Consider the following 22,135-nt stretch of genomic DNA (forward strand, 5'->3'; position numbering starts at 1 on the left):
AGGGAGGACTACCCTGCGGTGGTGGACCTCGAGCTTTCGGATGAGCTGAAGGAGTTCCGGGCCGCTGCGCGCGAGTTCGCGCAGCGGGAGCTGGCGCCGCGGACGGAAGAGGCCGAGCGGGAGGAACGGACCCCGCTGGAGTTGTTCAGGGCGGCCGGACGCGCCGGGTTCCTCGGGATCAGGTACCCCGAGGAGCTGGGTGGCTCCGGCGCGAGCTGCCTCGCGGAGGTGATCCTGCGCGAGGAGATGGGCTACGTGTGCTCGGGGCTCGCCGCCGCGCTGTCGGTCTCGTCGCACCTCGGGACCTATCCCATCTACGCGTTCGGGACCGAAGAGCAGAAGCGGACGTATCTGGTGCCGGTGTTGAAGGGCGAGAAGGTCAGCGCGTTCGGTCTGACCGAGCCGAACGCGGGTTCGGACGTGCGCGGGATCCAGACGAAAGCCGTCGCCGGCGACGGCGGGTGGGTGCTCAACGGCACCAAGACCTTCATCACGAACGCGCCGATCGCGGACTACGTGATAGTCGTCGCCTACACCGATCCCGCGGCGGGCATAGAGGGCATGGCGTTGTTCGTCGTCGAGACATCGCTGCCCGGTGTGCAGATCAACCGGATCAAGAAGATGGGAAACCTCTCGTCGGAGATCGCGGAGGTCGTGCTCCAAGACGTCGTCGTCCCAGACGAAGCTTGCCTCGGCGGCGACCACGGCGCGTTCAAGCGCGTGATGAAGACCCTGAACATCGGCCGCGTCCTGGTTTCCGGCGGCGCTCTCGGCGTCGCGCAAGCGGCACTCGATTCCGCGGTCGCGCACGCGCGGGAGCGCAGCGCCTTCGGGAGCCCGATCGCCAGCTACCAGGGCATCTCGTTCCCGTTGGCGCGCTCACACGCGCAGATCGATGCCGCGCGTCTAGCGGTGTACCGGGCCGCGGTGATGTTCGACGAGGACAAGGACCCGGTCCTAGAGACGTCGGTAGCCAAGTACCTGGCGGGGGAAGCGGCGCTCGAGGTGACGGATCGCGCGATCCGGGTCTTCGGTGGTTACGGATACATGCGCGAGTACCCGATCGAACGCCACTACCGCGACGCCCGCTACTTCGCGATCGTCGAGGGGACGCAAGAGATCCACCTGCGCGTGATCGCGCGGCAGCTGGGATTGGGGCTGAGTTAGCCCGACGCGCGACGGCGCGGCGCGTCTTGCGAGGCCGCAGGGTCGAAGAACCGCAACATCGCCTCCGCGGTGCGGTTCGGGAACTCGATCTGCGGGACGTGTCCGCAGTCCCCCCAGACCTGAACCTCCGCGTGCGGGACGGCGCGCTTGATCTTGTGCGAGAAGTGATGGGTGATCAGGGTGTCGTGCTTGCCGTAGATGTAGAGCGCGGGAGTCTGCATCTGCGCCAGACGCGGCCAGAAGCCGGTGTCGCCGAGCGGCTCGTCCAGGTAGATGTTGCGGAGCGACCGGAAGAACGCGACCCGGGCACGGGGGCTGCGCCACACGGTCAGGAAGTCATCGACGGCGGCCTCGAACCAGCTCTCGTGCAGACGAGCCGGGCGGGCGAAGAGCTGCTTCAGACCCGCCAGCACCTGAGACCGCGGCAACCGTGGCGCCGCCACGCTCAGCTCGGGTCGGAGAAGGCGAACGAGAGCCAGCGCCGGTCGCCGGGAGAACGGCGCCGCGGGACACAGGCACACGATCCGCTCGACGCGCTCCGGCCTCTGCATCGCCATCTCCATCGCGATGCGACCCCCCATCGAGTTGCCCGCGACCAGCGTCCGTGGGATGTGGAGTCCGTCCAGCAGGTCGAACATCTTGTCGGCGAACCAGGGGGCGCTGTAGCTGCCGTACGGCTTGGACGAGGCACCGAAACCCGGTAGATCGATCGCCGTCACGCGGTACCGCCGCGCGAGGGCCGGAGCGACCGTCAGCCACGACGCCTTCGTGGCGCCGAGCCCGTGGATCAACAGGAGGGGCTCCGCGGCCGGGTCACCCGCTTGCAGCGTCGAGACGCGACACCGACCAAACCCCACGTCTTGCAGCGAGTACCGGAGGCCGCCCGCGTCGGGTCTCCTGAACGACGTCTCGAAATGAAGTGACTTTTCGATGCTGCCGCGCACGACCAGCCTTCGCTCGGCGAACGCCTCGATCCCAGACAGGCGTCCCTGATCCATCTCGCGCCAGGTCCCAGCGTCCGTGCATATCTCTGCGTCGGGCTGGCCCCATGGCGCCTCGACGTGACAGGACGAGGGCGTGACGACCACCTCGCAGGAATCGCCGTCGATGGTGAGGCGGTAGCGAGCGCTTATCGCGGAGCCGCTGAAGCGCTCCGGCAGGCGTTCGATCGATCTACGAGCCGCGCTGCTCACGACGGCCAGGATAGGCCTGTATCTACTCGGCGCGGCGCATATCCCGCGTTCCCGAGATACGCCGGCACAGGATCAGGCGAGGATCGCGGCCGCGACCGTCTTGCGGTGGTGACTCCCGAAGCCCTCGAACGACTCGATCCACTGGGCGCGCTTGTAATAGCGATGAAGGACGTGCTCCCAAGTGAAGCCGGTCCCGCCGTGGACCTGTATCGAGCGCTCGCACGCCCGCACCGCCGCCTCGGCTGCGGCCGATTTAGCCGCGGCCACTGCAACCGGCGCCTGCGCGTCCGACTCGGCGACGCACCAAGCCGCCCAGTAGGCAAGGGAGCGCGCCAACTCGGTCTCCATGTAGGTGTCCGCGACCTGATGCGAGACGGCTTGGTACGCGCCGATCGGCTTGTCGAACTGCTTGCGTTCTTTCACGTACGCGATCGCGAGATCCAGCGCCGTCTGCGCCACGCCGACAGCCTCCAGTGCCACCGCCGACAGCGCCCGCAGACGGATCCGCTCCAGCATGGCCGGCGCCTCCCCGGGACGAACCAACATCGTGGCGGGCGTCTCGTTCAGCACTACGCGCCCGAGCCGCCGCGTCGCATCCATCGTGGAGTCTGATCCAACGGTGGCCCGCGCGACCTCGACCGCGAACAGAGCGGTGCCCTCGGGGGCGGCGGCGGCCACAACCGCGATATCGGCGGAGGCTGCGTCGGGCACGAAAGCCTTCTCCCCGGACAGGGTCCAGCTCCCGTTCGATCCAGATGCTTTCGTGGAGACCGAAGCGACATCGTCGAGGCGGTGTGGACCCGACGGCTCCGCCCACGCAAGGGTCGCGGTCGCCTCTCCTGCCAGCACCCGCTCGAGCGACCCGCTGCGCGCGAGCGTTGGAAGCGCGAGGCCAACCGTCGCCAGATACGGCCCCGGATACAGCGCCCGACCGAGCTCCTCGAACAACACGGCCTCTTCGATGAAGCCGAAGCCGGCCCCTCCCTGGTCCTCCGGAACCGAGAGCCCCACCCAGCCGAGCTCGGCGATCTCGCGCCACGACGAGCGGTCCCATGCCTCCGCAGAATCGGCGAGCTCGGCCACCCGCTGGGGCGGGAACCTCGACGCGAGCCAGCTGCGCGCCGACTCCCGCAGCATCTGCTGTTCTTCAGAGAACGCGAAATCCACTAACGGCTCCTCGGCAGGCCCAGGACTCGCTCCGAGATGATGTTGCGCAGGATCTCGGAGGTGCCGGCTTCGATCGTGTTGCCCCGACTGCGGAGTTGCTGGTACTGCCAGAACCCCTCCCACGAGGCCTCGTCGTCGTCGAGTTGCGACGCCGGCCCCAGCACCTCGAGGGCGAGCTTCGTCAGTCGCTGGTTCGACTCCGACCAGTGCAACTTGGCGATCGACCCCTCCGGTCCGGGGATCCCGGTCTTCACCAGCGAGGTCAGCGCCCGGTAGTTGGTGAACTTCAGAGCCTGGAGCTCGACCCACTGGCGAGCGATGCGGTCGCGCAGCAAGGGATCGTCGGCGGCCACGGTGCCGTTGCTCTTGGTCTCTCTAGCCAGCGTGATCAGCTTGCGCATCAGGACCTCGAGCCGGGCGGTCAGCGCAAACCCGAGCGTGCCACGCTCGTGCAGGAGGGTCGTCATCGCGACCTGCCATCCCTCGTTCTCGTTGCCAAGGATGTTGCGCCGCGGCACCCGCACGTCCGAGAAGAAGATCTCGTTGAACTCGGGGTCGCCCGTGATCTGCTTCAGAGGCCGCACCTCGACGCCGGGCGAATGCATATCGACCATCAGGTAGGTGATCCCGCGGTGCTTGACCGCCTGTGGGTCGGTGCGGACGAGCAAGATGCAGTAGTCCGCGATGTGGGCGAAGCTCGACCACACCTTCTGGCCGTTCACGACGTAGTCGTCCCCGTCCGTCTCGGCGCGCGTGCGCAGCGACGCCAGGTCGGAGCCGGAGCCGGGCTCCGAGAAGCCCTGGCACCACACCTCTTCTCCCGACAGGATCTTGCCGAGGTGCGCGGTCTTCTGGTCATCCGTCCCGTGGGCGATGATCGTCGGACCCGCCATCCCGAGGCCGATGACCCCGATGTGCTCAGGTGTCTCGGCGCGGGCGCTCTCTTCCAAGAAGATCGCCTGGTGGGTGTAGGGCGCGCCGGCGCCGCCGAACTCCTTCGGCCACGTCAGGCCCGCGTATCCCGCGTCGTAGAGGCGCTTCGACCACTCGCGCGAGATCTCTTCCTCGGTGCGGCCGCGCGCAGGGCCGCGGTCCTTCCAGCCCTCCGGCAGGTTCGACTCGAACCAAGCGCGCAGCTCGGCGCGGAACGCGGCCTCTTCCGGCGTGTCTCTGAAGTCCATCCGGCGGCACTATAGCGGCGCCCAGGCCGCGCCAACAAGGCGGACTAGCAGGAGGAACGCGCAGATCCGGCGAACCAGTAGCAACTCCGGGAGGAGTACGCTTCCCGGGCCACAGGACCTCGTTTTTTCGGCCGAGGTCCGGCCCGAAGAACCTGGGTTGGGGGATGGATGCCTGAAGTAGAGATCAGTATCAAAGGGCTGACCAAATCGTTCGGTCCTCAGACGGTGCTGGAAGACATCACCTGCGATATCCCGCAGGGCAAGATCACGTTGATGCTCGGTCCTTCGGGGACCGGAAAGAGCGTGTTCCTCAAGCATCTGGTCGGCCTGCTGAAGCCGAACCGCGGCGAGATCTGGATCGGTAACAAGAACGTTCCGGCGCTGAACGAGAAAGAGCTCTACGAGGTCCGTCGGAAGTTCGGGGTCTTGTTCCAGGACGGAGCCCTCTTTGGCTCGATGAACATCTTCGACAACGTCGCCTTTCCGCTTCGCCAGCACACCAAGAAGAAGGAGAGCGAGGTCAAGTCCATCGTCGAGGAGAAGCTGTCGATGGTCGGGCTGACCGGCGCCGAGAAGAAGCTTCCCGGCGAGATCTCGGGCGGGATGAAGAAGAGGGCGGGCCTCGCTCGCGCTCTCGTCCTCGACCCACAGATCGTCCTGTTCGACGAGCCCGACTCGGGCCTAGACCCCGTTCGCACCGCTTTCTTGAACGTGCTGACGATGGACCTGAACAAGCAGCTCGGCGCCACCTTCATCGTGGTGACGCACGACATCGCGACCGCGAAGCAGGTCGCGGACTACATCGGGATGCTCTACCGCAGGAACCTCGTGAAGTTCGGCCCCGCGCGCGAGATGTTCACGTCGGATATCCCGGTCGTACGCCAGTTCCTGTCCGGTGACACCGAGGGCCCCATCGGCATGTCTGAAGAGAAGGACTCGACCAAGACCGGCGATGCCACCCGCAGCCCCTCCGACGTCCAGAGCAGCCGTGGGATGACCGCCGAGGAGACCGAGGAGATGGAGCGCGACGCGGGCGCCCGGGGCGACGGCGAGACCGAGGTCCGCGACCGCGACGACGAGGACGCCGATTTCGAGACGCAGCGGGCGAAAGAGAGCTACGGCGCGGCCCCCAGAAGGAAAACGATCTAGTGGTCGGGCCCGCACGCACCCTCGTGGTCGAGACCGGCAACATGTTCGCCATCACGCTCGAGGCCTTCCGGCTCATGCCGCGGCGGCCCGTCCCGTGGCGAGACTTCATCCGGCAGTCGTGGTTCATCGCCAGCGTCTCGATGTTCCCCGCGGTCCTGGTGTCGATCGCCTTCGGCGCGACCATCGCCCTGCAGGTGGGCAACGTCGCACGCCAGCTGGGTGCCGAGTCGCAGACTGGAGCGGCGATGGTGCTGGCCGTCGTGCGGGAGGCGGCCCCGATCGTTGCGGCGCTGCTGATCTCGGGGGCCGGGGGATCCGCGATGTGCGCCGACATCGGCAGCCGCAAGATCCGCGACGAGATCAGCGCCATGGAGGTGCTGGCGGTCAACCCGATCAAGACTCTGGTCGTCCCCCGCATCTGGGCCGCGGTGTTCGTGGCGATGCTCCTGGACGGTTTCGTCTCCGTGGCAGGGATCGCGGGCGGCTACTTCTTCAACGTGATCATCCAAGGAGGTACGCCCGGTGCGTATCTCGCCTCGTTCTCGTTGCTGGCGCAGACCGCCGACCTGATCGTGGCCATCGGGAAAGCAGGGATCTTCGGCCTGATCGCCGCCATGGTCGCCTGTTACTTCGGCTTCTATGCCAAGGGGGGGCCGAAGGGCGTCGGAGATGCGGTGAACCGCTCGGTGGTCGTGACCTTCATGCTGATCTTCTTCGTGAACTTCATCCTCACCGCGCTGTATTTCGCGATCGTTCCCCAGAAGTTCGGTTAAGGAGCCCGATGGCACAGGCAACGCTTCGCAGGACCTTCGGCGCACCCGGGCGCGTAGCCACCCGCGGCGTGGACGGCCTCGCGAACATCGGCGAACAGCTGAGCTTCATGGCGAAGTCCCTGTTCGACGTGATCCCCGCAGTCCGCCACAGCGGTGAGGTGGCGCGTCTGATCTCGGAGATCACGCTGGGTGCAGGCGCGCTGATCGTCGGCGCCGGCACCGCGGGCGTCATCTTCTTCATGGCTTTCTTCACCGGCACCCAGGTCGGGCTCGAGGGCTTCAAGGGCCTGCAGCTGATCGGGGCCGAGGCCTTCACCGGCTTCGTCTCGGCCTTCGCGAACACCAGAGAGATCACACCTCTGATCGCCGGTGTGACGTTGGCCGCCCAGGTGGGGGCCGGCTTCACGGCAGAGCTGGGCGCCATGCGCGTGAACGAAGAGATCGATGCGCTGGAGACGATGGCGGTGAAGCCCGTGCCGTACCTCATCTCGACACGGATCATCGCGGCCCTCGTCGCAATCACACCTCTTTATCTGATCTCGCTGTTCGCGTCCTACATAGCAACAGAGCTCGTGGTTACCAAGTTGCTCGGTCTGTCCGGCGGAACATACGCGCACTACTTCGGGTTGTTCCTGCCTGCTGTCGATGTCTTTTATTCGTTGATCAAGGCGGTCGTGTTCGCGATAGCGGTCGCGCTCATCCACTGCTACTACGGGTTCAACGCGACGGGCGGACCGGCCGGAGTGGGCATCGCCGTGGGCAAGGCGATCCGGGCGTCCATCGTCGTTGTGAACCTTCTGAACCTGATGATGTCCGCCTTCATGTGGGGGGTTACGGACACCGTCCGCATCGCTGGTTAAACGCTGTTCGGAGGTAGGAAGATCACAAGGCTGCGGCATGTACTGATAGGTGTCATCGCTCTCGCTGCGGGAGTGGGCATGGTCGCGCTCACCGGGATGGTGCTGACGGGCGCGGTCAAAAGCGACGTCGTGGCCGCGACCGCGAGCTTCGAGAACTGCGGCCAGGGTCTCCGCGAGGGCGGCGACGTGAAGCTGCGCGGCGTCCTCGTCGGCAAGATCTCCGCGATCCGGTTGATCGAAGGTGACTGCAAGGTCACGCTCGACCTGAACCCCAACCAGGTCGACCAGATCCCCGAAAATGTCGGTGCACAGGTGCGGGCAAAGACGGTCTTCGGCGAGAAGTGGGTGGAGCTGCTGTTCCCCGACGAGCCCGCCGACGCCCGGATCGCGAGCGGCGATGAGATCCCGAAGGACCGGACGATCGACCCGCTCGAGGTCGAGACGATCCTGAACGTGGCCCTGCCGCTGCTCGACGCGATCGACCCCGAGCACCTGGCCGGCGCGCTCGAAGCGCTGGCAAGTGGATTCGTAGGCCACGAAGAAGCCGCGATCCGCGGGATCAACGAGGGCATCGAGGCGCTGAGGCCGCTCAACGACAACCGCGAACGCCTGGAGTCCGGGATCGACGCGCTGGCAAGCTCATCCGAGGTGCTCGCCGACGTCGACGAGGACCTGCTCGAGGCGCTCGACAACCTGGACGACGTGAACCGCTTCACCGTCGAGCAGGAGGCGCTGATCGAGGAGAACTTCGAGAAGGCGCCGCGTCTCCTGGGCGAGCTGTCCAACCTGTTCGACACGCACTTCACGGACTTCACCCGCATCGTCGACCGCGGCGCCACTGTTGTCGGCGTGCTCGCGGCGCGATCGGAGGACCTCGACCGGCTGCTGAGCGTCCTGCCGCGCTTCAACTCCGCCTGGATCCGCAACATCGACCACACCTGCCGCTATCGCCAGGCGACCGACGAGCCGGGGAAGAGCGTGGGTGACGTTGTGCCCGGACGATGCTGGCGCGTCCACAACCTGCTGACCGAGACCAGGGGCGCCTACGAAGAGGGAGAGGAGCCGGGACCGGACCGAGCGGCCGCTCCGAGCGACCTAGAAGACGTTCTGTTCGCGCCGGCCGCGAGGGGCAGGTCGTGAGAGCGACCGCGACGAAGCTCGGGGTCTTCACGATCTTCACGATCATCGTGACGTTCTGGCTTGCATCGGTCATCGGCAAGCTGTCGCCGTTCGACGACAGCTACCTGGTGAAGGCGCAGTTCACCGACGCGACCGGGGTTCTGAACGGGGACCCGGTGAAGATCGCCGGCGTCGAGATCGGCAAGGTCGTCGACTTCACCGTTGTGGAGGGCATCGCCGAGGTCGAGATGGAGATCGAGGGCGACGTGGACATCCCTCAGAATGCGATCGCCGACATCAAGTTCCTGAACCTGCTGGGCCAGCGGGTCATCAACATCCTCCAGCCCGAAGAGCCGTCGACAGAGGTGCTGGCCGAGGGGGAAACGATCCTGGTGCAGAACACCCGGCCCGCGCTCGATCTCTCCGTCGTGTTCAACAACCTCCGGCCCCTGATCCAGTCGACGAATCCCGAAGAGATCAACACGGTCTCGCGGGCGATCCTGAAGGTGTTCAAGGGACGCGAAGGTGACCTCGCCGGCATCCTCGGGAACGTCGGCGAGCTGACCAAGACGCTGGCGGACAGAGACCAGCGCTTGGCTCGTCTGGTCGAGGATCTCGATGAACTGACCGCGGTCCTCAACGGCCAGGAGCGCAACCTGCGCACCAGTCTCGAGGAGTTCACGCAGTTCATGGAGTCGCTGGTGGACCTCACGCCGTTGCTCGAGCAGACGATCGACGACCTGACGCTGGCGTCGAACAAGTTCGGCGGCTTGATCGAAAGGAACCGCGTCAACATCGAGGAGGACCTTGAGGACCTGGCCATCCTGCTCGCGATCGTCAACGACAACCTGGGCCCCCTCGACCGCATCGCGAAGAACCTGAAAGAAGTGCTTCTGTCGACGGCCCGGTCGCAGGGCTACGGCAAGTGGTACAACCTCTACGTCGTCAACTTCTGTCCCGAAGAGGGCGCCTTCACCGGGATCAACCTCCCCGACCGGTTGGAGTGCCGGCGATGAGCGTCAAGAACTTCCGCGAGCGCTCCCCGGCCCTCGTCGGGATCATCTCGATCATCGCGATCGCGGCCGCGACGACCTTCGCCTTCTTCATAGATCGCCTGCCCGCCCTGAAGCAGGCGTACGAGCTCCAGGCCGAGTTCAAAGACGCGGCGGGACTTCAGGCCGAAAACCAGGTGCGCGTGGCGGGCGTAAAGGTCGGAACGGTATCGGAGATCGAGCTCCGCGACGACCACGTGCTCGTGACGATGGAGATCGACAACGGAACGGAGATCCCACAGGACTCCTACGCCAACATCAAGCTGGCGACTCTTCTCGGCACGAAGTTCATCGACCTCGAGGCGAAGAGCGGCGGCGAACCGTTCCTGGCCGACGGTGATGTGATCCCGGTGGACCGCACCACGGTGCCGTACGAGATCTACCAAGCGGCGAACCAAGGGACAGGTGTGTTGGAGGAGCTCGACGGCGACGCGCTGAACGCCGCGCTCCGCCAGCTGACGAAGCTGACGGCAGAGGCCGAGGACGAGGTCGGCCTGGCGCTCGAGGGCCTGAACGAGCTCGGGACCGGGCTGAACGAGAAGGACGAAGAGCTGCGATCCTTGCTCACCGGCTCCAGGGAGCTCACCGCGCTGTTGGCGGACGAGGGCGACGAGCTCGTGCGCCTGATCGATGCGTCGAACTCGGTCTTGGGTTCGCTCGCCGGCAAGCGAGAGGAGCTCCAGTCACTGCTGGTGGCGACGAAGCAGATGGCGGGGACCGTAACGGCGGTGCTGCGCGAGAACCGCGGCAACGTCGATGACATCCTCACCGACCTGCACAACGCGCTCGTGGTGTTGGAGCGCAACGTCGAGCACCTCGACGTTGCTTTCGAGTACGCCGGGCCCTCCGCCCGCTACTTCGGATCGATCTTCACCCAGGGCAGGTGGGGCGACATCTACACCTGCGCGCTCGTTCTCTCTCAGACCTGCGAGAACGACGAGGAGGAAGGGCCATGACAGACATGTCGCGGTTCATCCGCCCTCTTGCCCTCGCGGTCGCGGCCCTGCTGGTTCTTGGGGGCGGCTATCTCGGCTACAACCGAATCAACGCAAGCGACGACACGTATCAGGTCACGGCTTACTTCACGAAGGCGATCGGTCTCTTCGAGAACTCCGACGTTGACATCCTGGGCGTCCCGGTGGGGACCGTCGAGTCGGTAGAGCCGATGGGAAGCCAGGTCAAGGTCGTGATGAACATCCAAGACGAGTACAAGGTTCCGGCGGACGCGATCGCGCAGATCGTTCCGATCTCGGTGATCTCCGATCGGTACGTCCAGCTCGCTCCGGTCTACCAAGGCGGGCCCGCGCTGGAGGACGGCGCGGAGATCCCGGTGGAGAACACGTTCATCCCGGCCGAGCTCGACGACGTTTTCAAGCAGCTGAAGAAACTGCTCGATGCGATCGAGCCTGGTAAGTCAGGCGAGCCCGGTGCGCTGGGCGAGCTCATCGTGCAACTGAACGAGACGTTGCGCGACCGCGAAGAGGATCTCAAGGGAACGCTGATCACGGGGTCCGAGCTGACGTCGACGCTCGCCGGCGCGCAGGAAGACATCTCCGGACTGCTCACGAACCTCGACAACCTCTTCGGGCGCCTTGCGACGCGGGCCAACACGTTCGGGCAGCTCAACCGCAACTTCGCGCTCGTCATGACGGCGCTCGCGGAGAGCCGCGACGACCTCGAGGGGACGTTGGTGAACCTCGCGAACCTGACGGGTGAGGTCGGGAGCCTGGTCGAGCAGCACGGCGACCGGCTCGGCAAGGACCTCGGCCTCGCGGCGCGGGTCGTGACGACGATCGTCAGGCACCGGGCGTCGGTGGAGGAGTCGCTGGAGTGGCTGCCTGTTGTCGGTGAGGGCGCCACCAAGGCTTACAACCCGAACCACCAGAACATCGACGTGCGCGACAACGCGAGCGCCAGGATGGAGTGCGAAGCGCTCAAGCCGCTTCCGGACTCGCCGATCAAGGACGCCCTGAAAGAGCTGTGTAGGGAAGAGACGGGCGAGCCTCGCTCCTCCGGACCCGCCGCCGCGGAGCTGCCCGCCGACACCGCGCTGCCGCTTCTGGGCAAGCTCGATTGCGATAAGGGGGTCCGCCGAGTGCGGCGTCAGCTCGAGCGGATCGAGGGCGTTGGGCTTCCGCCCGAGGTAACCAACGAGATCGTGGGCCCGCTGGAGAAGAGGTTGCGCAAGCTCAAGAAGAAGTGCAGAGAGCTGGGCGAGGCGATCGAGGAAGAGGGCCTCCTGGATCGACTGAAGGACCTCGGCTCCGACCCGCTCCCCGGCGATGTGACCGAAGACCTGGATGATCTGACGGGGAACGCAGCATCCACGCCAGTGCCCGACCCGGACAAGCCCTCGGCATGGTCGCGCTTCGGCGCCTGGTTCGACGGCTTCCTGACGTACATCGGGGGCACATCGTGATCCGGCGGATCGCGTTGTTGATTGCGATGGCGACGGTGATGTCGTCGTGCGCGGTGCTCGGCTTCGCAAGCGCCTGCGAGGGAACCGAGATCATCGCCGACTTCGAGCAGGTTGGTGACCTGGTCGAGAACGCGAACGTGCAATCGTCCGACGTCGAGGTCGGAACGGTCCAGAAGATCGAGCTCGACGGGTGGAACGCGCGGGTGACGATGTGCGTCAACGAAGAAGAGAAGATCCCGGCCGACGCGCGGCTCGTGGTGCGAACGACGTCACTGCTCGGCGAGAAGTTCGTCGACATCCAGGCGCAGTCCGCAGGACCGCCGTTCCTGGAGGACGGCGCTCTCGTCGGCACGGATCAGACGGGTAAGGCAAGCGAGCTCGAAGAGGTCTTCGCGAAACTGGCCGGGGTTCTGGGCGCGGGGAACCTCGAGCAGATCAACCGGTTCACCAGCGCACAGGCAAAGATCCTGCGCGACAACGCGGGCGAGCTGCGCGAGGTGCTGTCGCGACTTAACGACTTCACCGGCGTTCTCGCGGGTCGCAAGGAAGAGATAGCCACGTCCGTCGACAACCTCGACTCCGTCGCGCAGACGATCCTCGGGGACGAGGCCGTGCTGGAGCAGTTCCTCGCATCGTTCGCGGAGTCGTCGCAGGTCCTCAACCGTCAGAAGGAGGGCCTCCGGAGGCTGCTCGTCACCCTCAACGAGTTCACCAACATCAGCGTCCGGTTGCTGGACCAGACCGAGGAGGGTCTGGACAGGCAGTTCCGAGACCTTCGGCCGGTGCTGGAGACGGCGGTCGCGAACAGCGCGAACGTGCGGGAGACGTTGCAGACGCTGGCCACCTTCGCGGAATGGTTCCCCGAGACGGCGCCGGGCGACTACATCCAGCTGGACGTCTGCCAGGCGCCACCGGACTACTACGGCCCCGGGACGACGTGCGAGAACTCGGACCAGAACGACGACCCGGACCGGACCGCAGATGCGGATGAAGACGGAGGGATGTCGGGGTCGTCGCTAGACCCGACGGGCAGCGATCTCGAGTTCATCCTGCGCCAGCCGCTGAGGAGCGCGTCGTGATCGGCTGGAGGATCAAGGTCAACCTCGTGGCCTTTTTGATCTTCTCTCTGGGCCTCGTCTACGCGATGGCGACGCAGGTGCTGTCGGTGCTGGAGCCGCGCTATTCGGTCTACGCGATCTTCCCGGACGCCGGCGGCGTGTTCACCAACCAAGAGGTCACCTACCGCGGGCTCACCGTCGGACGGGTGGGGACGATGGAGGTCGTCGAAGAAGGCGTGAAGATCGAGCTGTCGATCGAGAAGACGTACGACCAGATCCCCAAGGAAGACATCGAGGCGCGCGTGATGTTCAAGAGCGCGGTCGGCGAACAGTTCGTCGACCTCCTGCCGGCGGTGGACGGCGAGCCCTTCCTCGCGCACGGGGACGAGATCCCGAAGGAACAGAACACGATTCCCGTCAGCACGCAGGAGCTGCTGAGTACGCTCGAGGCGGTGCTGCGCGGCGTTCCCCCCGAGGCGCTGAAGGGGGCCGTGGACGCGCTCGGCGTCGGGCTCACCGGTCACGGCCCAGACATCGCGACGATCATCGAGTCAACGGCGGACCTTGCCGAGCTGTTCGCGGAGAAGGCGCCCGAAGTGCAGGGGCTCCTTCGGAACGGAAGCAAGGTCGGGGAAGCCTTCGTCGCTTCCCGCGCTGACTTCGCTCGCGCGATCGAAGGGCTGGTCGAGGTCAGCGAAGAGCTGTCGCAAGACCGGGACGCGTTGAAGCGGCTGCTGACGAACACGAACTTCACCTCCGATGAGGTCGTCAGCTTGCTGGAGACCTACGACCGCAACGTCGACCGATTCCTTCCCCAGTTCGCGGAGCTGAACGATCTACAAGCAGAGCACGCCGACGACCTCTCACAGATCTTCCAGTTCCTGCCGACGGGACTGGACAGGATCGCCCGCGCGTTCGAGCCCTCGACCGGGCTCGTCCGCTTCGGCGCCATCGGCGAACCGGCGTCCGCGTCCTGCAGCTATGGAACCGACCGGCGCCGCCCAACCGCCAGAACAAAACGGTTGCCGCCGAAGAACGCTCGGTGCGCGAACAACATCGACGGCTCCAGGTCCTCTGGCGACGCGAGCAGTGGAGGATCCGGCGCAAGCGCGGCGGCCGCCGCGGTGACCCAAGTCCTCGCAGAGGAAGCGGAAACATCCGCCTTGCCGCAGCGCATGGACGACTGGTCCTGGACCCTGTTCTATCTGAACAGCATGTAGCCGCGGGCCGGCTCGAGCGGCCCCTACACTGTCGAACGTGGTCCAGGAATCCGACGTCGCGCCCGCGCCCGCACCCGCCGAAACCGCCGACGCCGACCGCCCGCGGGCACGACTTCTCGTCCCGCTGCTGATCGGCGGGTTGGTCATCTCACTCGCGCTGGCGGGGACGTTCGTCTTCCTGTGGTTGCAGAGCGTGGACACGTCCGCGGAGGAAGTGTCCACTTACTTGAACCAGGAGACGACGGAGGTCGCGGACATCTCCACGCAGGTCGCCACGTTGATCAGCAACTACGACTCCACGAACATCGACGAGCGCCGAGACCAGGTGCTGGCGCTGGCGGTCGGACGCTTCCGCGAGCAATACGAGGAGATAGTGGGACAGGGGCTGGGGCCTGCCATCGAGAAGGCGGCGGCATCCTCGCGTGGCGAGATCCTGCAAGGCCCCGACATCAGCTTCGTGTCGGCCTCGGAGGCGGTTGCGATCATGCAGACCACACAGACGACGCAATCCAACGACAACGTCGCGGGCCGGACCTTCCTCTACACGCTGCGCCTGACGCTGCTGAACACCCCCGACGGCGGCTGGAAGGTGAACGGTTTCGAGCTGCTCAGCTCGCAGGAGAGTTAGCGGGCGGCGCTGCTGGTTCCGAACGTCTGCAGGATGGCCTGACCGATCTCGATCATCCGCTCGAAGCGAGGCCCGTACCACGGTGGCGACAGCAGGAGCCGGTCGCACAACCCATCCCACTCCTTCACCTTGTCGCGCACCTCGTCAGCGGTCCCGGCGGCCGCGATCGCATCGCACAGCTCGTCGTCGATCAGCTCGATCATCCGCTCCTTGTCCTTCGCTTCGAAGGCGTCGCGCAGGGTGGACACGATGTCGGCCTTACCGTGCATCTCGAGGATCGGCGTGTAGGTGCGGGTCGTCGCGTAGAACGCGATCTGGAGCTTGACCTCTCGCCGCGCCGTGTCTGGATCATCGTGGATCGAGATCATCGGGGCGCCGGTGAGGTTGCACTCGGATGGTTTGCGACCCGCCCTGTCTGCGCCTTCGGCGATGGCCGGTTTCACGACCTCGCGGAGGTACGCGGGGGACGCGAGGGGATGCCCGAGGAGCCCGTCGGCAACCTCGCCGCAGATACGCGACATCACGCGTCCGACGGCCGCGAAGTAGATCGGGACGTCGCGCCGGTCCGGCTGCGGACGCCCGTGGAACGTCGGCATTGTGACGTTGTAGAAGCGACCCTCGAAGGTGACGTCCTCGCCGCGATTCGCCGCCCACACCGTCCGCATCACCTGCGCGTACTCCTTCAGCTTCGGCCCGGGGTGCTCGAACCTGACGGAGAAGCGCTGTTCGTTCACCCGCTTCACCTGCGACCCCAGTCCGCAGATGAACCGGCCTCCGGAGAGTTCGTCCAGGTCCCACGCCGTCATCGCCGCTATCGTCGGAGAGCGCGGGAACGCGAGGGCGATCGCGGTGCCCACGTTGATGTTCGACGTGTGCTGGATCGCGGTCGCGGCCGAGATGAAAGCGGTGTTCGTCGTCTCCGCGGCCCAACAAGACTCGAATCCGGCGTCCTCGATCAGCTTCGCCATGGGCCCGATCATCGCCATCGAACCACCCACGCCGATCCCGTAATCCACCGCTGCTCCTCACCTTTGGCCTCTCCGGCGAGCGGACTATATTCGCCGCCGGGGCGCGGTATGGTGCGCCGCATCAGGGGCGGACATAACGAGATTTCCTAGCTGAGCGGGAGGAAGACGACTAAGTGGCCGAACTGCTGGACGACGAAGAGATCGAACAACGGCTCGACGAGTTGGGCGACTGGGAGCGCGAAGGCGACGAGATCTCCAAGGTCTTCGAGTGGGAGGATTTCGGGCGTGCGATCAAGTTCGTCAACGACGTCGCCAAGCTCGCCGACCGTTACGACCACCACCCCGACATCGACATCCGGTGGAACAAGGTGACGCTGGTGCTGTCGACTCACTCGGAGGGCGGGCTGACCTCGATCGACTTCGACATGGCCAACGACATCGAACAGACGCTCACTTAGCTCTTCGGTTGCGTCCGCTTCGCTGCGGTGGCCGGGACCTCCGTCGCTGCCCTCGCAACTGCTCGCTCTTAGCGAGCAGTTGCTCCGGAGGCTCCTCCGGAACCCGGCCATCCTCGCTTCGCTCCAGACGCCCACGAAGGGCTGCGTTCGCTTGGGTAGGAAAACCCAAACAGTGAGGCGCTCGATTCAGACGGCCTGGTAGGAGCGGCTTGAGCAGATGAGGGTGTTTGTTGCGGGGGCTACTGGGGTGGCCGGGCGGCGCGCCGTCCAGAGCCTGGTCGCGGCGGAGCACCGCGTTTCGGCGGTCGCTCGAGACTCGGCGAAGCGGCGTTGGTTGGAGGAGGTTGGGGCGGCTCCGGTCGAGGTGGATCTGTTCGAGGGCGACGCCGTCCGAAGCGCGGTCGGGGGCCACGATGCCGTCGTCAACCTCACGACGAAGATCCCGGCCCTGGCGCGTGCGGCGCTCCCGCGCGCGTGGAACGAGAACGACCGGATCCGAACGCACGTCTCGAAGAACCTCGTGGACGCCGCGCTGGCCACGGACGCCGGCTCCTACATCCAGGAATCGCTCGCCTTCATGTATCCCGACAGCGGAGACAACTGGATCGATGAAGACGTGCCCGTTGACGCTCCCCCGCACGCGCGCACCACGCTGGTGGCGGAGCGGCAGGCGAGGAGGTTCTCCGCCGCTGGCGGCAGAGGCGTCGTGCTGCGGTTCGGCCAGTTCTACGCACCCGATGCGACGCACGCCGAAAGCTGGGTCGCCGTCGCGCGTAGAGGTCTGTCTCCGTTCCCCGGCCCGCCCGATGCTTTCACTCCCCTCGTGCATGCAGACGACGTCGGCCGAGCCATCGTCGCAGCGCTGGAGGTTCCCCGCGGGACCTACAACGTCGTGGATCACGAGCCGCTGCGTCAGGGCCGGCTGGCCGAGATCCTCGCCGCTGCCCTGCGCGTCCAGCGCCTCCGCTTCGCGCCCACGCCTCTCATGCGCGCAGGCGGGGCCAAGGTGCAGATGCTCATGAGGTCGCAGCGCGTGTCGAACCGACGCTTCCGCGAGGCTGCGGGATGGCAGCCGCAGTTCTCAAGCGCGGCCGACGGGTTCCCGCAGATGGTCCGAGAGGTGGTCGCTAGGACCTAACTCGCCGTCTCCGCTTCCTTCTGCTCGCGTAGCCAGGGCGGCAGGGAGAACGTGATGTCTTCGGTCGTGACCTCGCGCGTCTCGACGGTGTCGTAGCCGAAGCTCGCCAGCTTCTGCAGTAGTCGGTCGACGAGGACCTCCGGGGCGCTGGCGCCGGAGCTGACGCCCACCGTTTCTACGCCTTGCAGCCAGGACGGATCCAGATGGGTCTCGTCCGGGACCAGGTGTGCGGGCGTGCCCATGTCGCGGGCGACTTCGACCAGTCGGTTCGAGTTGCTCGAGTTGAAGGCACCGACGATGAGAACCAGGTCGGCGTCGGGCGCTATCGCCTTCACCGCGACCTGGCGGTTTTGCGTCGCGTAGCAGATGTCGTCCGAGCGGGGCCCCTGCAGGTCGGTGAACCGATCGCGTAGCGCCTCGACCACGTTCAGCGTGTCGTCCACCGACAGCGTGGTCTGGGTGAGATACGACACCGGTTCGTTCGGGTCCAGATCGAGGTCGTCGATCTGCTCGACCCCTTCGACCACGAACGTGCGCTCCGGCGCCTGTCCCGCGGTGCCCTCGATCTCCTCGTGCCCCTCGTGTCCCACCAGCACGATCTTGCGGCCGGCGCGAGCGAACCGCTTCGCCTCCAGGTGCACTTTCGTCACGAGCGGGCAGGTGGCGTCGATCACCTGCAGCCCACGCGCTTCGGCATTGCGGCGGACCTCGGGAGAGACGCCGTGAGCGGAGAAGACGCAGACGGCGCCCTCGGGGATCTCGGTCTCTTGATCGACGAAGATCGCGCCCGCTTTCTCGAGCTCCTCGACCACGTGGCGGTTGTGCACGATCTCCTTGCGCACGTAGACGGGAGGCCCCACCGTCTTAAGCGCCCGCTCGACTATCTGCACCGCCCGGTCGACGCCCGCGCAGTAGCCGCGGGGGGCAGCGAGGATGACCTTCTTCATATTTTCATCGTAGGGGGCCGGGGTGAACAGATAGTCCACGACTCGTGAGGAAAAGCACGAGATGCCCCCTTCTCGTAACCTTTCCGGAACGGCGCGCCTGCTGGATAGGACCGGATGAAAGAGAAATCGACCTCGACCTGGGCCTGGATCGCACTCGTCCTGGTTGCGGCACTGTATTTGGCAGGCATCGTTTTGGAGCTCGTCAACGACCCTCCTCCCGACCCTCCAGCGGGGTGGGAAGGAGAGCGCGGCGCCCTGTCGGAATACTTGTTCATCGCCATGAGCTTCAGCTTCCCCGCAGTGGGCGCGGTGATCGCTTCGCGCCAGCCCGGCAACACCATTGGCTGGATCATGCTCGGGATCGGAGCTGCTGCTGGATTCAGCGAGATCAGCGAGGGGTACGCCCGCTACGGCTTGACGACCCAGCCCGGTGCTCTACCGGGGGCGGAGGTCGCCCTGGCTTTAACGGCAGGATCGTGGGCCCTCGTCATCGCTCCCATCGGGACCTTCCTGATCTTGTTGTTCCCGGATGGACGTTTGCCCTCGAGGCGATGGCGTCCGGTCGCGGTGGCGGCGGGACTCGGGATCGCGTTGACGTACGGGCTCATCACCCTCGCGCCGTTGACCTTTCCCGACCTCGGTTACCCGCAGTTGGAGAATCCTCTGGGTGTAGAAGCCCTGCGACCTCACCTCGACCTGTTCCTGTCGGTGATCGTCTTGATCCCACTCTCGATCATCGGTTCCGCAGCGGGACTCATCAGTCGTTTCCGGAGATCCCGTGGGCAAGAGCGCTTGCAGATGAAATGGTTGGCGGCCGCGGGAGCGATCGTCGCTCTGGTGTACGGGATCACGATGGCCGTATCACTGACCACCAACTTCAGGGACCCGGCGGACACGCCAGAATGGATGCTCCGGCTGCAAGAGCTCTCGTTGATCGCATTCGCACTGATCCCGGTCGCGATTGGTGTCGCAGTGCTACGTCACAAGCTGTACGACATCGACATCATCATCAACCGCACGATCGTCTACGCCATCCTGACCGCGGCATTGACCGGGTTCTATCTGGTGGGGGTTGCGGTACTGCAAGGCGTCTTCAGGCCGGTGACGGGGGAATCCCAGCTGGCGGTGGCCGTGTCCACGCTGGCGGTGGCCGCCCTCTTCCGGCCGGTTAGGTCGGTTATTCAAACCTTTATCGACAGACGGTTCTACAGACAGCGGTACGACGCTGCCCTGACTCTCGAGACCTTCTCCCACCGATTGCGCGACGAGGTCGACATCCGAACGATCACCCCTACCCTCGTAGGAGTCGTCTCGGAAGCCCTGCAGCCGACTCACGTTTCCCTGTGGGTGCGAGAGACCTCGCAGCAATAACGTCTTTCTTGTGACCCCGGTTTCGCGAGGCACTCTGTAGATCCCGACGTAGACCCTGGGGCCGCTGTCATGGTTCACCTCGAGCCGCGGTTTGATCTCGCACACGCTTCCGTCAGTTGATCAACGGTCCCGCAACGTCGGGCGAGAAGATCCGGTCATAGACCTCGCTCCGCAACAGCGACGTGCCGGTTTCGAGTGCCTTTCCGTTCGGTTTGACGAACGTGACCTCACCGGCGGGATCGCCGCGGAGGCTCCAGCCTCCCTCGTGCAGCAGCTTGTGGTGGTGGCGACACAGAGAGATCAGGTTGGGTAGCTCGGTCTTTCCGCCCTTCGTCCAGTGCTGGATGTGGTGGCCATCCAGGAATCTCGGGCGCCCACAGCCCGGGAAGCGGCACCCCTCATCGCGCCGCTGCAGCTCGCGCCGGAGCCACGGCGGCAACGACCTCGACACCTCGCCGATCCCGACGATGCGGCCGTCGACATCGCGAGAGATGTTCTGGATGCGGCAGTCACAGCTCATGCGCTCGGCCACAGCCGGAGAGATCGGTGCGCCGTTTTCGAGCGAGGCACCACCGCGACCGGTGGTCAACAGCTCCGCGTCGACGTTCACCAGGAGCGTGGCGCGGTCGGCGTCGGCGTCTGCGGCCAGCGCTCCTGCGGCGATCTCGGCCAAGGCGTCGGCGCTTCGAGCTTCGAAGCCGATGATCTCGTCGCCGTTGGTGAACGGGATGCGGTCGCGGGCTCGATCGAGCGCCTTTTCGAGGGTTGCAGCTTGCTCGGCAGGAAGGCGGCCTTCGAGCGTGGCGTAGCGACGTTCGAAACCCCACGACAGCCGCACGAACCTGCGGTCGTGTTCGGACTTGGCCTCGATGTCGCTTAGGTGCTTGCGCCGGCGCGCCAGAGCGCGAACCTGCGAAAGCGTCATGGACCGAGCCTTGTTCGCCAGTAGCTGGTCTTCTTCGGGGCGGGCAACGGGGCCGAGACAGCGGACCTTGTCCCACGACAGCGCGCCGGTCTCGAAGGCCGCGGCGATGTGCGGGAGCGACTCCAGCGCAATCGCCACCTCGACGAGTTCGCCGGAGGTGCGCGGGTCCATGTCGAGGCGCAGAGAAACCCAGTCGGCCGTCGACCTGGCGCCGTCTGATTTCCAGATCTCGCGCCGGTCGACCTCGGCCACGAAGCGCAGGAGCTGGCGACGGGCGGCGCACTCGAGGCCGTGCAACTGACCGACGCCATCGATCAACTCGCCCCGGTCACACTGGTTCAATCCACTCTCGTACACACGCTCAACATAGGCCGGGGGTGTGACAGCTTTGGGCCCCAAAACCGCAGGTCAAGCCAAGTTTTTTCAGATTTTTTCTTAATCGCTCCCGGTCTCAGATCTGAAGCCCGTTGGTCCGTGACGACCCTCGCCCGCAGCCTTCTTCGGCTCCGTCGATCCCCTCTTCTTGGCCGCGCTCGCGCGATACAGATCGGGGAGGGCCGCCTCCTGGCTCGACGGGCACAGCGGCTCCACTGGGCAATCGCCGCATAGAGGCTTCTTCGCGTCGCAGGTGCGACGCCCGTGCTCGATGAACAGCTCGGTCACCTTGCGCCAGTCCTTCTTGGGCACCAGCTCCATCAGGCGACGCTCGATCTTCTCGGCCTCCTTGCTCCCCACGTCGGTCAGGCCGAGCCGCACCGCCACGCGACCCACGTGCGTATCCACCGCTATCCCCGCATCGGCGTCCTTCCGCATGGCGTCGGGGTAGCAGTTCGCCTGCACGATGTTGGCCGTTTTGCGCGCCACCCCCGGCAACGTCATCAGCTCGGCCATCTTCTGAGGGACCTCGCCGCCGTAGTCGTCCAGCAGCTTCTGGCTCATCCCTCTGAGGGCCCGCGTCTTCTGCCGGAAGAAGCCCGTCGACTGGATGTCGCTCTGGAGCTCCTCCTCGGGCACCGCCAGGAAGTCCTGGGGCCTTCGGTACTTCTTGAAGAGGTCCTCGGTCACAAGATTCACCCGCGCATCGGTCGACTGAGCCGAAAGGATCGTGGCGACGACGCATTCGAAGGCGTTGGAGAAGTTCAGAGCGACCTGCGCCCCGGGATACCTCTTCTTGAGGCGGCGCATGATCTCCGGCATCCGCTCCTCCGGCGTCCCGGAACGGTCGGGGGCGGGCTTGGACACGGCGGAACCCTAAACTGGCTATAGGTGGCACCGCCCCTGCCGCGACCTGGCGCCGTCGGGGATCGGGGAACGACTGGCAGGATCGATGACGCAAGGACTG

General features: G+C 65.8%; 21 protein-coding genes. 14 read left to right on the plus strand and 7 right to left on the minus strand.

Annotated features, from left to right (window positions below; all coding sequences use genetic code 11):
- The first annotated feature begins 21 nt into the window (after positions 1-21).
- Complete coding sequence (locus M3N53_03080) at positions 22-1,167, plus strand: acyl-CoA dehydrogenase family protein (GenBank protein MDP9067318.1); 1,146 nt, start codon at positions 22-24, stop codon at positions 1,165-1,167.
- Here the strand turns inward: M3N53_03080 and M3N53_03085 are convergent.
- The 3 genes from M3N53_03085 to M3N53_03095 all read right to left on the minus strand — a co-directional run bounded on the left by M3N53_03085 (position 1,164) and on the right by M3N53_03095 (position 4,708).
- Complete coding sequence (locus tag M3N53_03085; protein ID MDP9067319.1) at positions 1,164-2,360, minus strand: alpha/beta fold hydrolase; 1,197 nt, start codon at positions 2,358-2,360, stop codon at positions 1,164-1,166. The two genes, M3N53_03080 and M3N53_03085, sit on opposite strands and share 4 nt — an antisense overlap.
- A gap of 72 nt (positions 2,361-2,432) precedes the next feature.
- Positions 2,433-3,527 carry an acyl-CoA/acyl-ACP dehydrogenase gene (locus M3N53_03090; GenBank protein MDP9067320.1) on the minus strand — a complete coding sequence of 365 codons (1,095 nt, stop codon included), beginning with the start codon at positions 3,525-3,527 and terminating at the stop codon, positions 2,433-2,435.
- Positions 3,527-4,708 (minus strand): acyl-CoA dehydrogenase, encoded by a 1,182-nt coding sequence (locus M3N53_03095; GenBank protein MDP9067321.1) that lies wholly within the window; start codon positions 4,706-4,708, stop codon positions 3,527-3,529. Before M3N53_03095 ends, M3N53_03090 begins: the two co-directional genes overlap by 1 nt.
- Before the next feature lie 168 nt (positions 4,709-4,876).
- Between M3N53_03095 and M3N53_03100 the strand changes: the two genes are divergently transcribed.
- The 10 genes from M3N53_03100 (at position 4,877) to M3N53_03145 (ending at position 14,986) form a co-directional block, all read left to right on the plus strand.
- Complete coding sequence (locus M3N53_03100) at positions 4,877-5,857, plus strand: ABC transporter ATP-binding protein (GenBank protein MDP9067322.1); 981 nt, start codon at positions 4,877-4,879, stop codon at positions 5,855-5,857.
- A 41-nt stretch (positions 5,858-5,898) separates the two neighbouring features.
- Positions 5,899-6,630, plus strand: coding sequence for an ABC transporter permease (locus M3N53_03105; GenBank protein ID MDP9067323.1), 732 nt, complete (start codon positions 5,899-5,901; stop codon positions 6,628-6,630).
- 8 nt (positions 6,631-6,638) lie between these two features.
- Complete coding sequence (locus M3N53_03110; GenBank protein MDP9067324.1) at positions 6,639-7,490, plus strand: ABC transporter permease; 852 nt, start codon at positions 6,639-6,641, stop codon at positions 7,488-7,490.
- Between the two features lie 78 nt (positions 7,491-7,568).
- Positions 7,569-8,630 carry an MCE family protein gene (locus tag M3N53_03115; protein ID MDP9067325.1) on the plus strand — a complete coding sequence of 354 codons (1,062 nt, stop codon included), beginning with the start codon at positions 7,569-7,571 and terminating at the stop codon, positions 8,628-8,630.
- On the plus strand, positions 8,627-9,625 hold the full coding sequence (locus M3N53_03120; GenBank protein ID MDP9067326.1) for an MCE family protein: 999 nt from the start codon (positions 8,627-8,629) through the stop codon (positions 9,623-9,625). The genes M3N53_03115 and M3N53_03120 overlap by 4 nt, the downstream gene beginning before the upstream one ends.
- Positions 9,622-10,617 (plus strand): MCE family protein, encoded by a 996-nt coding sequence (locus M3N53_03125; protein MDP9067327.1) that lies wholly within the window; start codon positions 9,622-9,624, stop codon positions 10,615-10,617. Before M3N53_03120 ends, M3N53_03125 begins: the two co-directional genes overlap by 4 nt.
- Positions 10,614-12,080 (plus strand): MCE family protein, encoded by a 1,467-nt coding sequence (locus M3N53_03130; protein MDP9067328.1) that lies wholly within the window; start codon positions 10,614-10,616, stop codon positions 12,078-12,080. Before M3N53_03125 ends, M3N53_03130 begins: the two co-directional genes overlap by 4 nt.
- Positions 12,077-13,159 (plus strand): MCE family protein, encoded by a 1,083-nt coding sequence (locus M3N53_03135; protein MDP9067329.1) that lies wholly within the window; start codon positions 12,077-12,079, stop codon positions 13,157-13,159. Before M3N53_03130 ends, M3N53_03135 begins: the two co-directional genes overlap by 4 nt.
- Entirely contained in the window at positions 13,156-14,358 is a 1,203-nt protein-coding gene (locus tag M3N53_03140; protein MDP9067330.1) for an MCE family protein, read from the plus strand. Before M3N53_03135 ends, M3N53_03140 begins: the two co-directional genes overlap by 4 nt.
- 37 nt (positions 14,359-14,395) lie before the next feature.
- On the plus strand, positions 14,396-14,986 hold the full coding sequence (locus M3N53_03145) for a hypothetical protein (protein ID MDP9067331.1): 591 nt from the start codon (positions 14,396-14,398) through the stop codon (positions 14,984-14,986).
- On the opposite strand, the gene M3N53_03150 is transcribed toward M3N53_03145, so the two are convergent.
- Positions 14,983-16,002: a TIGR03617 family F420-dependent LLM class oxidoreductase gene (locus M3N53_03150; GenBank protein MDP9067332.1), complete on the minus strand. Its 1,020-nt coding sequence runs from the start codon at positions 16,000-16,002 to the stop codon at positions 14,983-14,985. The two genes, M3N53_03145 and M3N53_03150, sit on opposite strands and share 4 nt — an antisense overlap.
- Before the next feature lie 125 nt (positions 16,003-16,127).
- On the opposite strand from M3N53_03150, the gene M3N53_03155 reads away from it, so the two are divergent.
- Together M3N53_03155 and M3N53_03160 are read left to right on the plus strand one after the other, a co-directional pair.
- On the plus strand, positions 16,128-16,412 hold the full coding sequence (locus M3N53_03155) for a 4a-hydroxytetrahydrobiopterin dehydratase (protein ID MDP9067333.1): 285 nt from the start codon (positions 16,128-16,130) through the stop codon (positions 16,410-16,412).
- Between the two features lie 217 nt (positions 16,413-16,629).
- Positions 16,630-17,550, plus strand: a complete 921-nt coding sequence (locus tag M3N53_03160; protein ID MDP9067334.1) for an NAD(P)-dependent oxidoreductase — start codon at positions 16,630-16,632, stop codon at positions 17,548-17,550.
- Here the strand turns inward: M3N53_03160 and M3N53_03165 are convergent.
- Positions 17,547-18,497 (minus strand): 4-hydroxy-3-methylbut-2-enyl diphosphate reductase, encoded by a 951-nt coding sequence (locus M3N53_03165; protein ID MDP9067335.1) that lies wholly within the window; start codon positions 18,495-18,497, stop codon positions 17,547-17,549. The genes M3N53_03160 and M3N53_03165 overlap by 4 nt on opposite strands.
- A gap of 114 nt (positions 18,498-18,611) precedes the next feature.
- Here M3N53_03165 and M3N53_03170 point away from each other — a divergent pair, with 114 nt between their 5' ends.
- Complete coding sequence (locus M3N53_03170) at positions 18,612-19,868, plus strand: hypothetical protein (GenBank protein ID MDP9067336.1); 1,257 nt, start codon at positions 18,612-18,614, stop codon at positions 19,866-19,868.
- Between the two features lie 112 nt (positions 19,869-19,980).
- Here the strand turns inward: M3N53_03170 and M3N53_03175 are convergent, their stop codons facing one another.
- Together M3N53_03175 and nth are read right to left on the minus strand one after the other, a co-directional pair.
- Complete coding sequence (locus M3N53_03175; GenBank protein MDP9067337.1) at positions 19,981-21,150, minus strand: HNH endonuclease; 1,170 nt, start codon at positions 21,148-21,150, stop codon at positions 19,981-19,983.
- 78 nt (positions 21,151-21,228) lie between these two features.
- Entirely contained in the window at positions 21,229-22,035 is an 807-nt protein-coding gene (gene nth, locus M3N53_03180) for an endonuclease III (protein MDP9067338.1), read from the minus strand.
- Between the last annotated feature and the right edge of the window lie 100 nt (positions 22,036-22,135).

The sequence above is a fragment of the Actinomycetota bacterium genome, from assembly GCA_030776625.1.
GTDB lineage: Bacteria > Actinomycetota > CADDZG01 > CADDZG01 > WHSQ01 > MB1-2.

Coding starts and splice junctions, on each gene's coding strand:
- M3N53_03125 (MDP9067327.1), top strand. CDS start 9,622: ATGAGCGTCAAGAACTTCCGCGAGCGCTCCCCGGCCCTCGTCGGGATC.
- M3N53_03160 (MDP9067334.1), top strand. CDS start 16,630: ATGAGGGTGTTTGTTGCGGGGGCTACTGGGGTGGCCGGGCGGCGCGCC.
- M3N53_03095 (MDP9067321.1), bottom strand. CDS start 4,708: ATGGACTTCAGAGACACGCCGGAAGAGGCCGCGTTCCGCGCCGAGCTG.
- M3N53_03170 (MDP9067336.1), top strand. CDS start 18,612: ATGAAAGAGAAATCGACCTCGACCTGGGCCTGGATCGCACTCGTCCTG.
- M3N53_03130 (MDP9067328.1), top strand. CDS start 10,614: ATGACAGACATGTCGCGGTTCATCCGCCCTCTTGCCCTCGCGGTCGCG.
- M3N53_03115 (MDP9067325.1), top strand. CDS start 7,569: ATGGTCGCGCTCACCGGGATGGTGCTGACGGGCGCGGTCAAAAGCGAC.
- M3N53_03105 (MDP9067323.1), top strand. CDS start 5,899: ATGTTCGCCATCACGCTCGAGGCCTTCCGGCTCATGCCGCGGCGGCCC.
- M3N53_03165 (MDP9067335.1), bottom strand. CDS start 18,497: ATGAAGAAGGTCATCCTCGCTGCCCCCCGCGGCTACTGCGCGGGCGTC.
- M3N53_03100 (MDP9067322.1), top strand. CDS start 4,877: ATGCCTGAAGTAGAGATCAGTATCAAAGGGCTGACCAAATCGTTCGGT.
- M3N53_03110 (MDP9067324.1), top strand. CDS start 6,639: ATGGCACAGGCAACGCTTCGCAGGACCTTCGGCGCACCCGGGCGCGTA.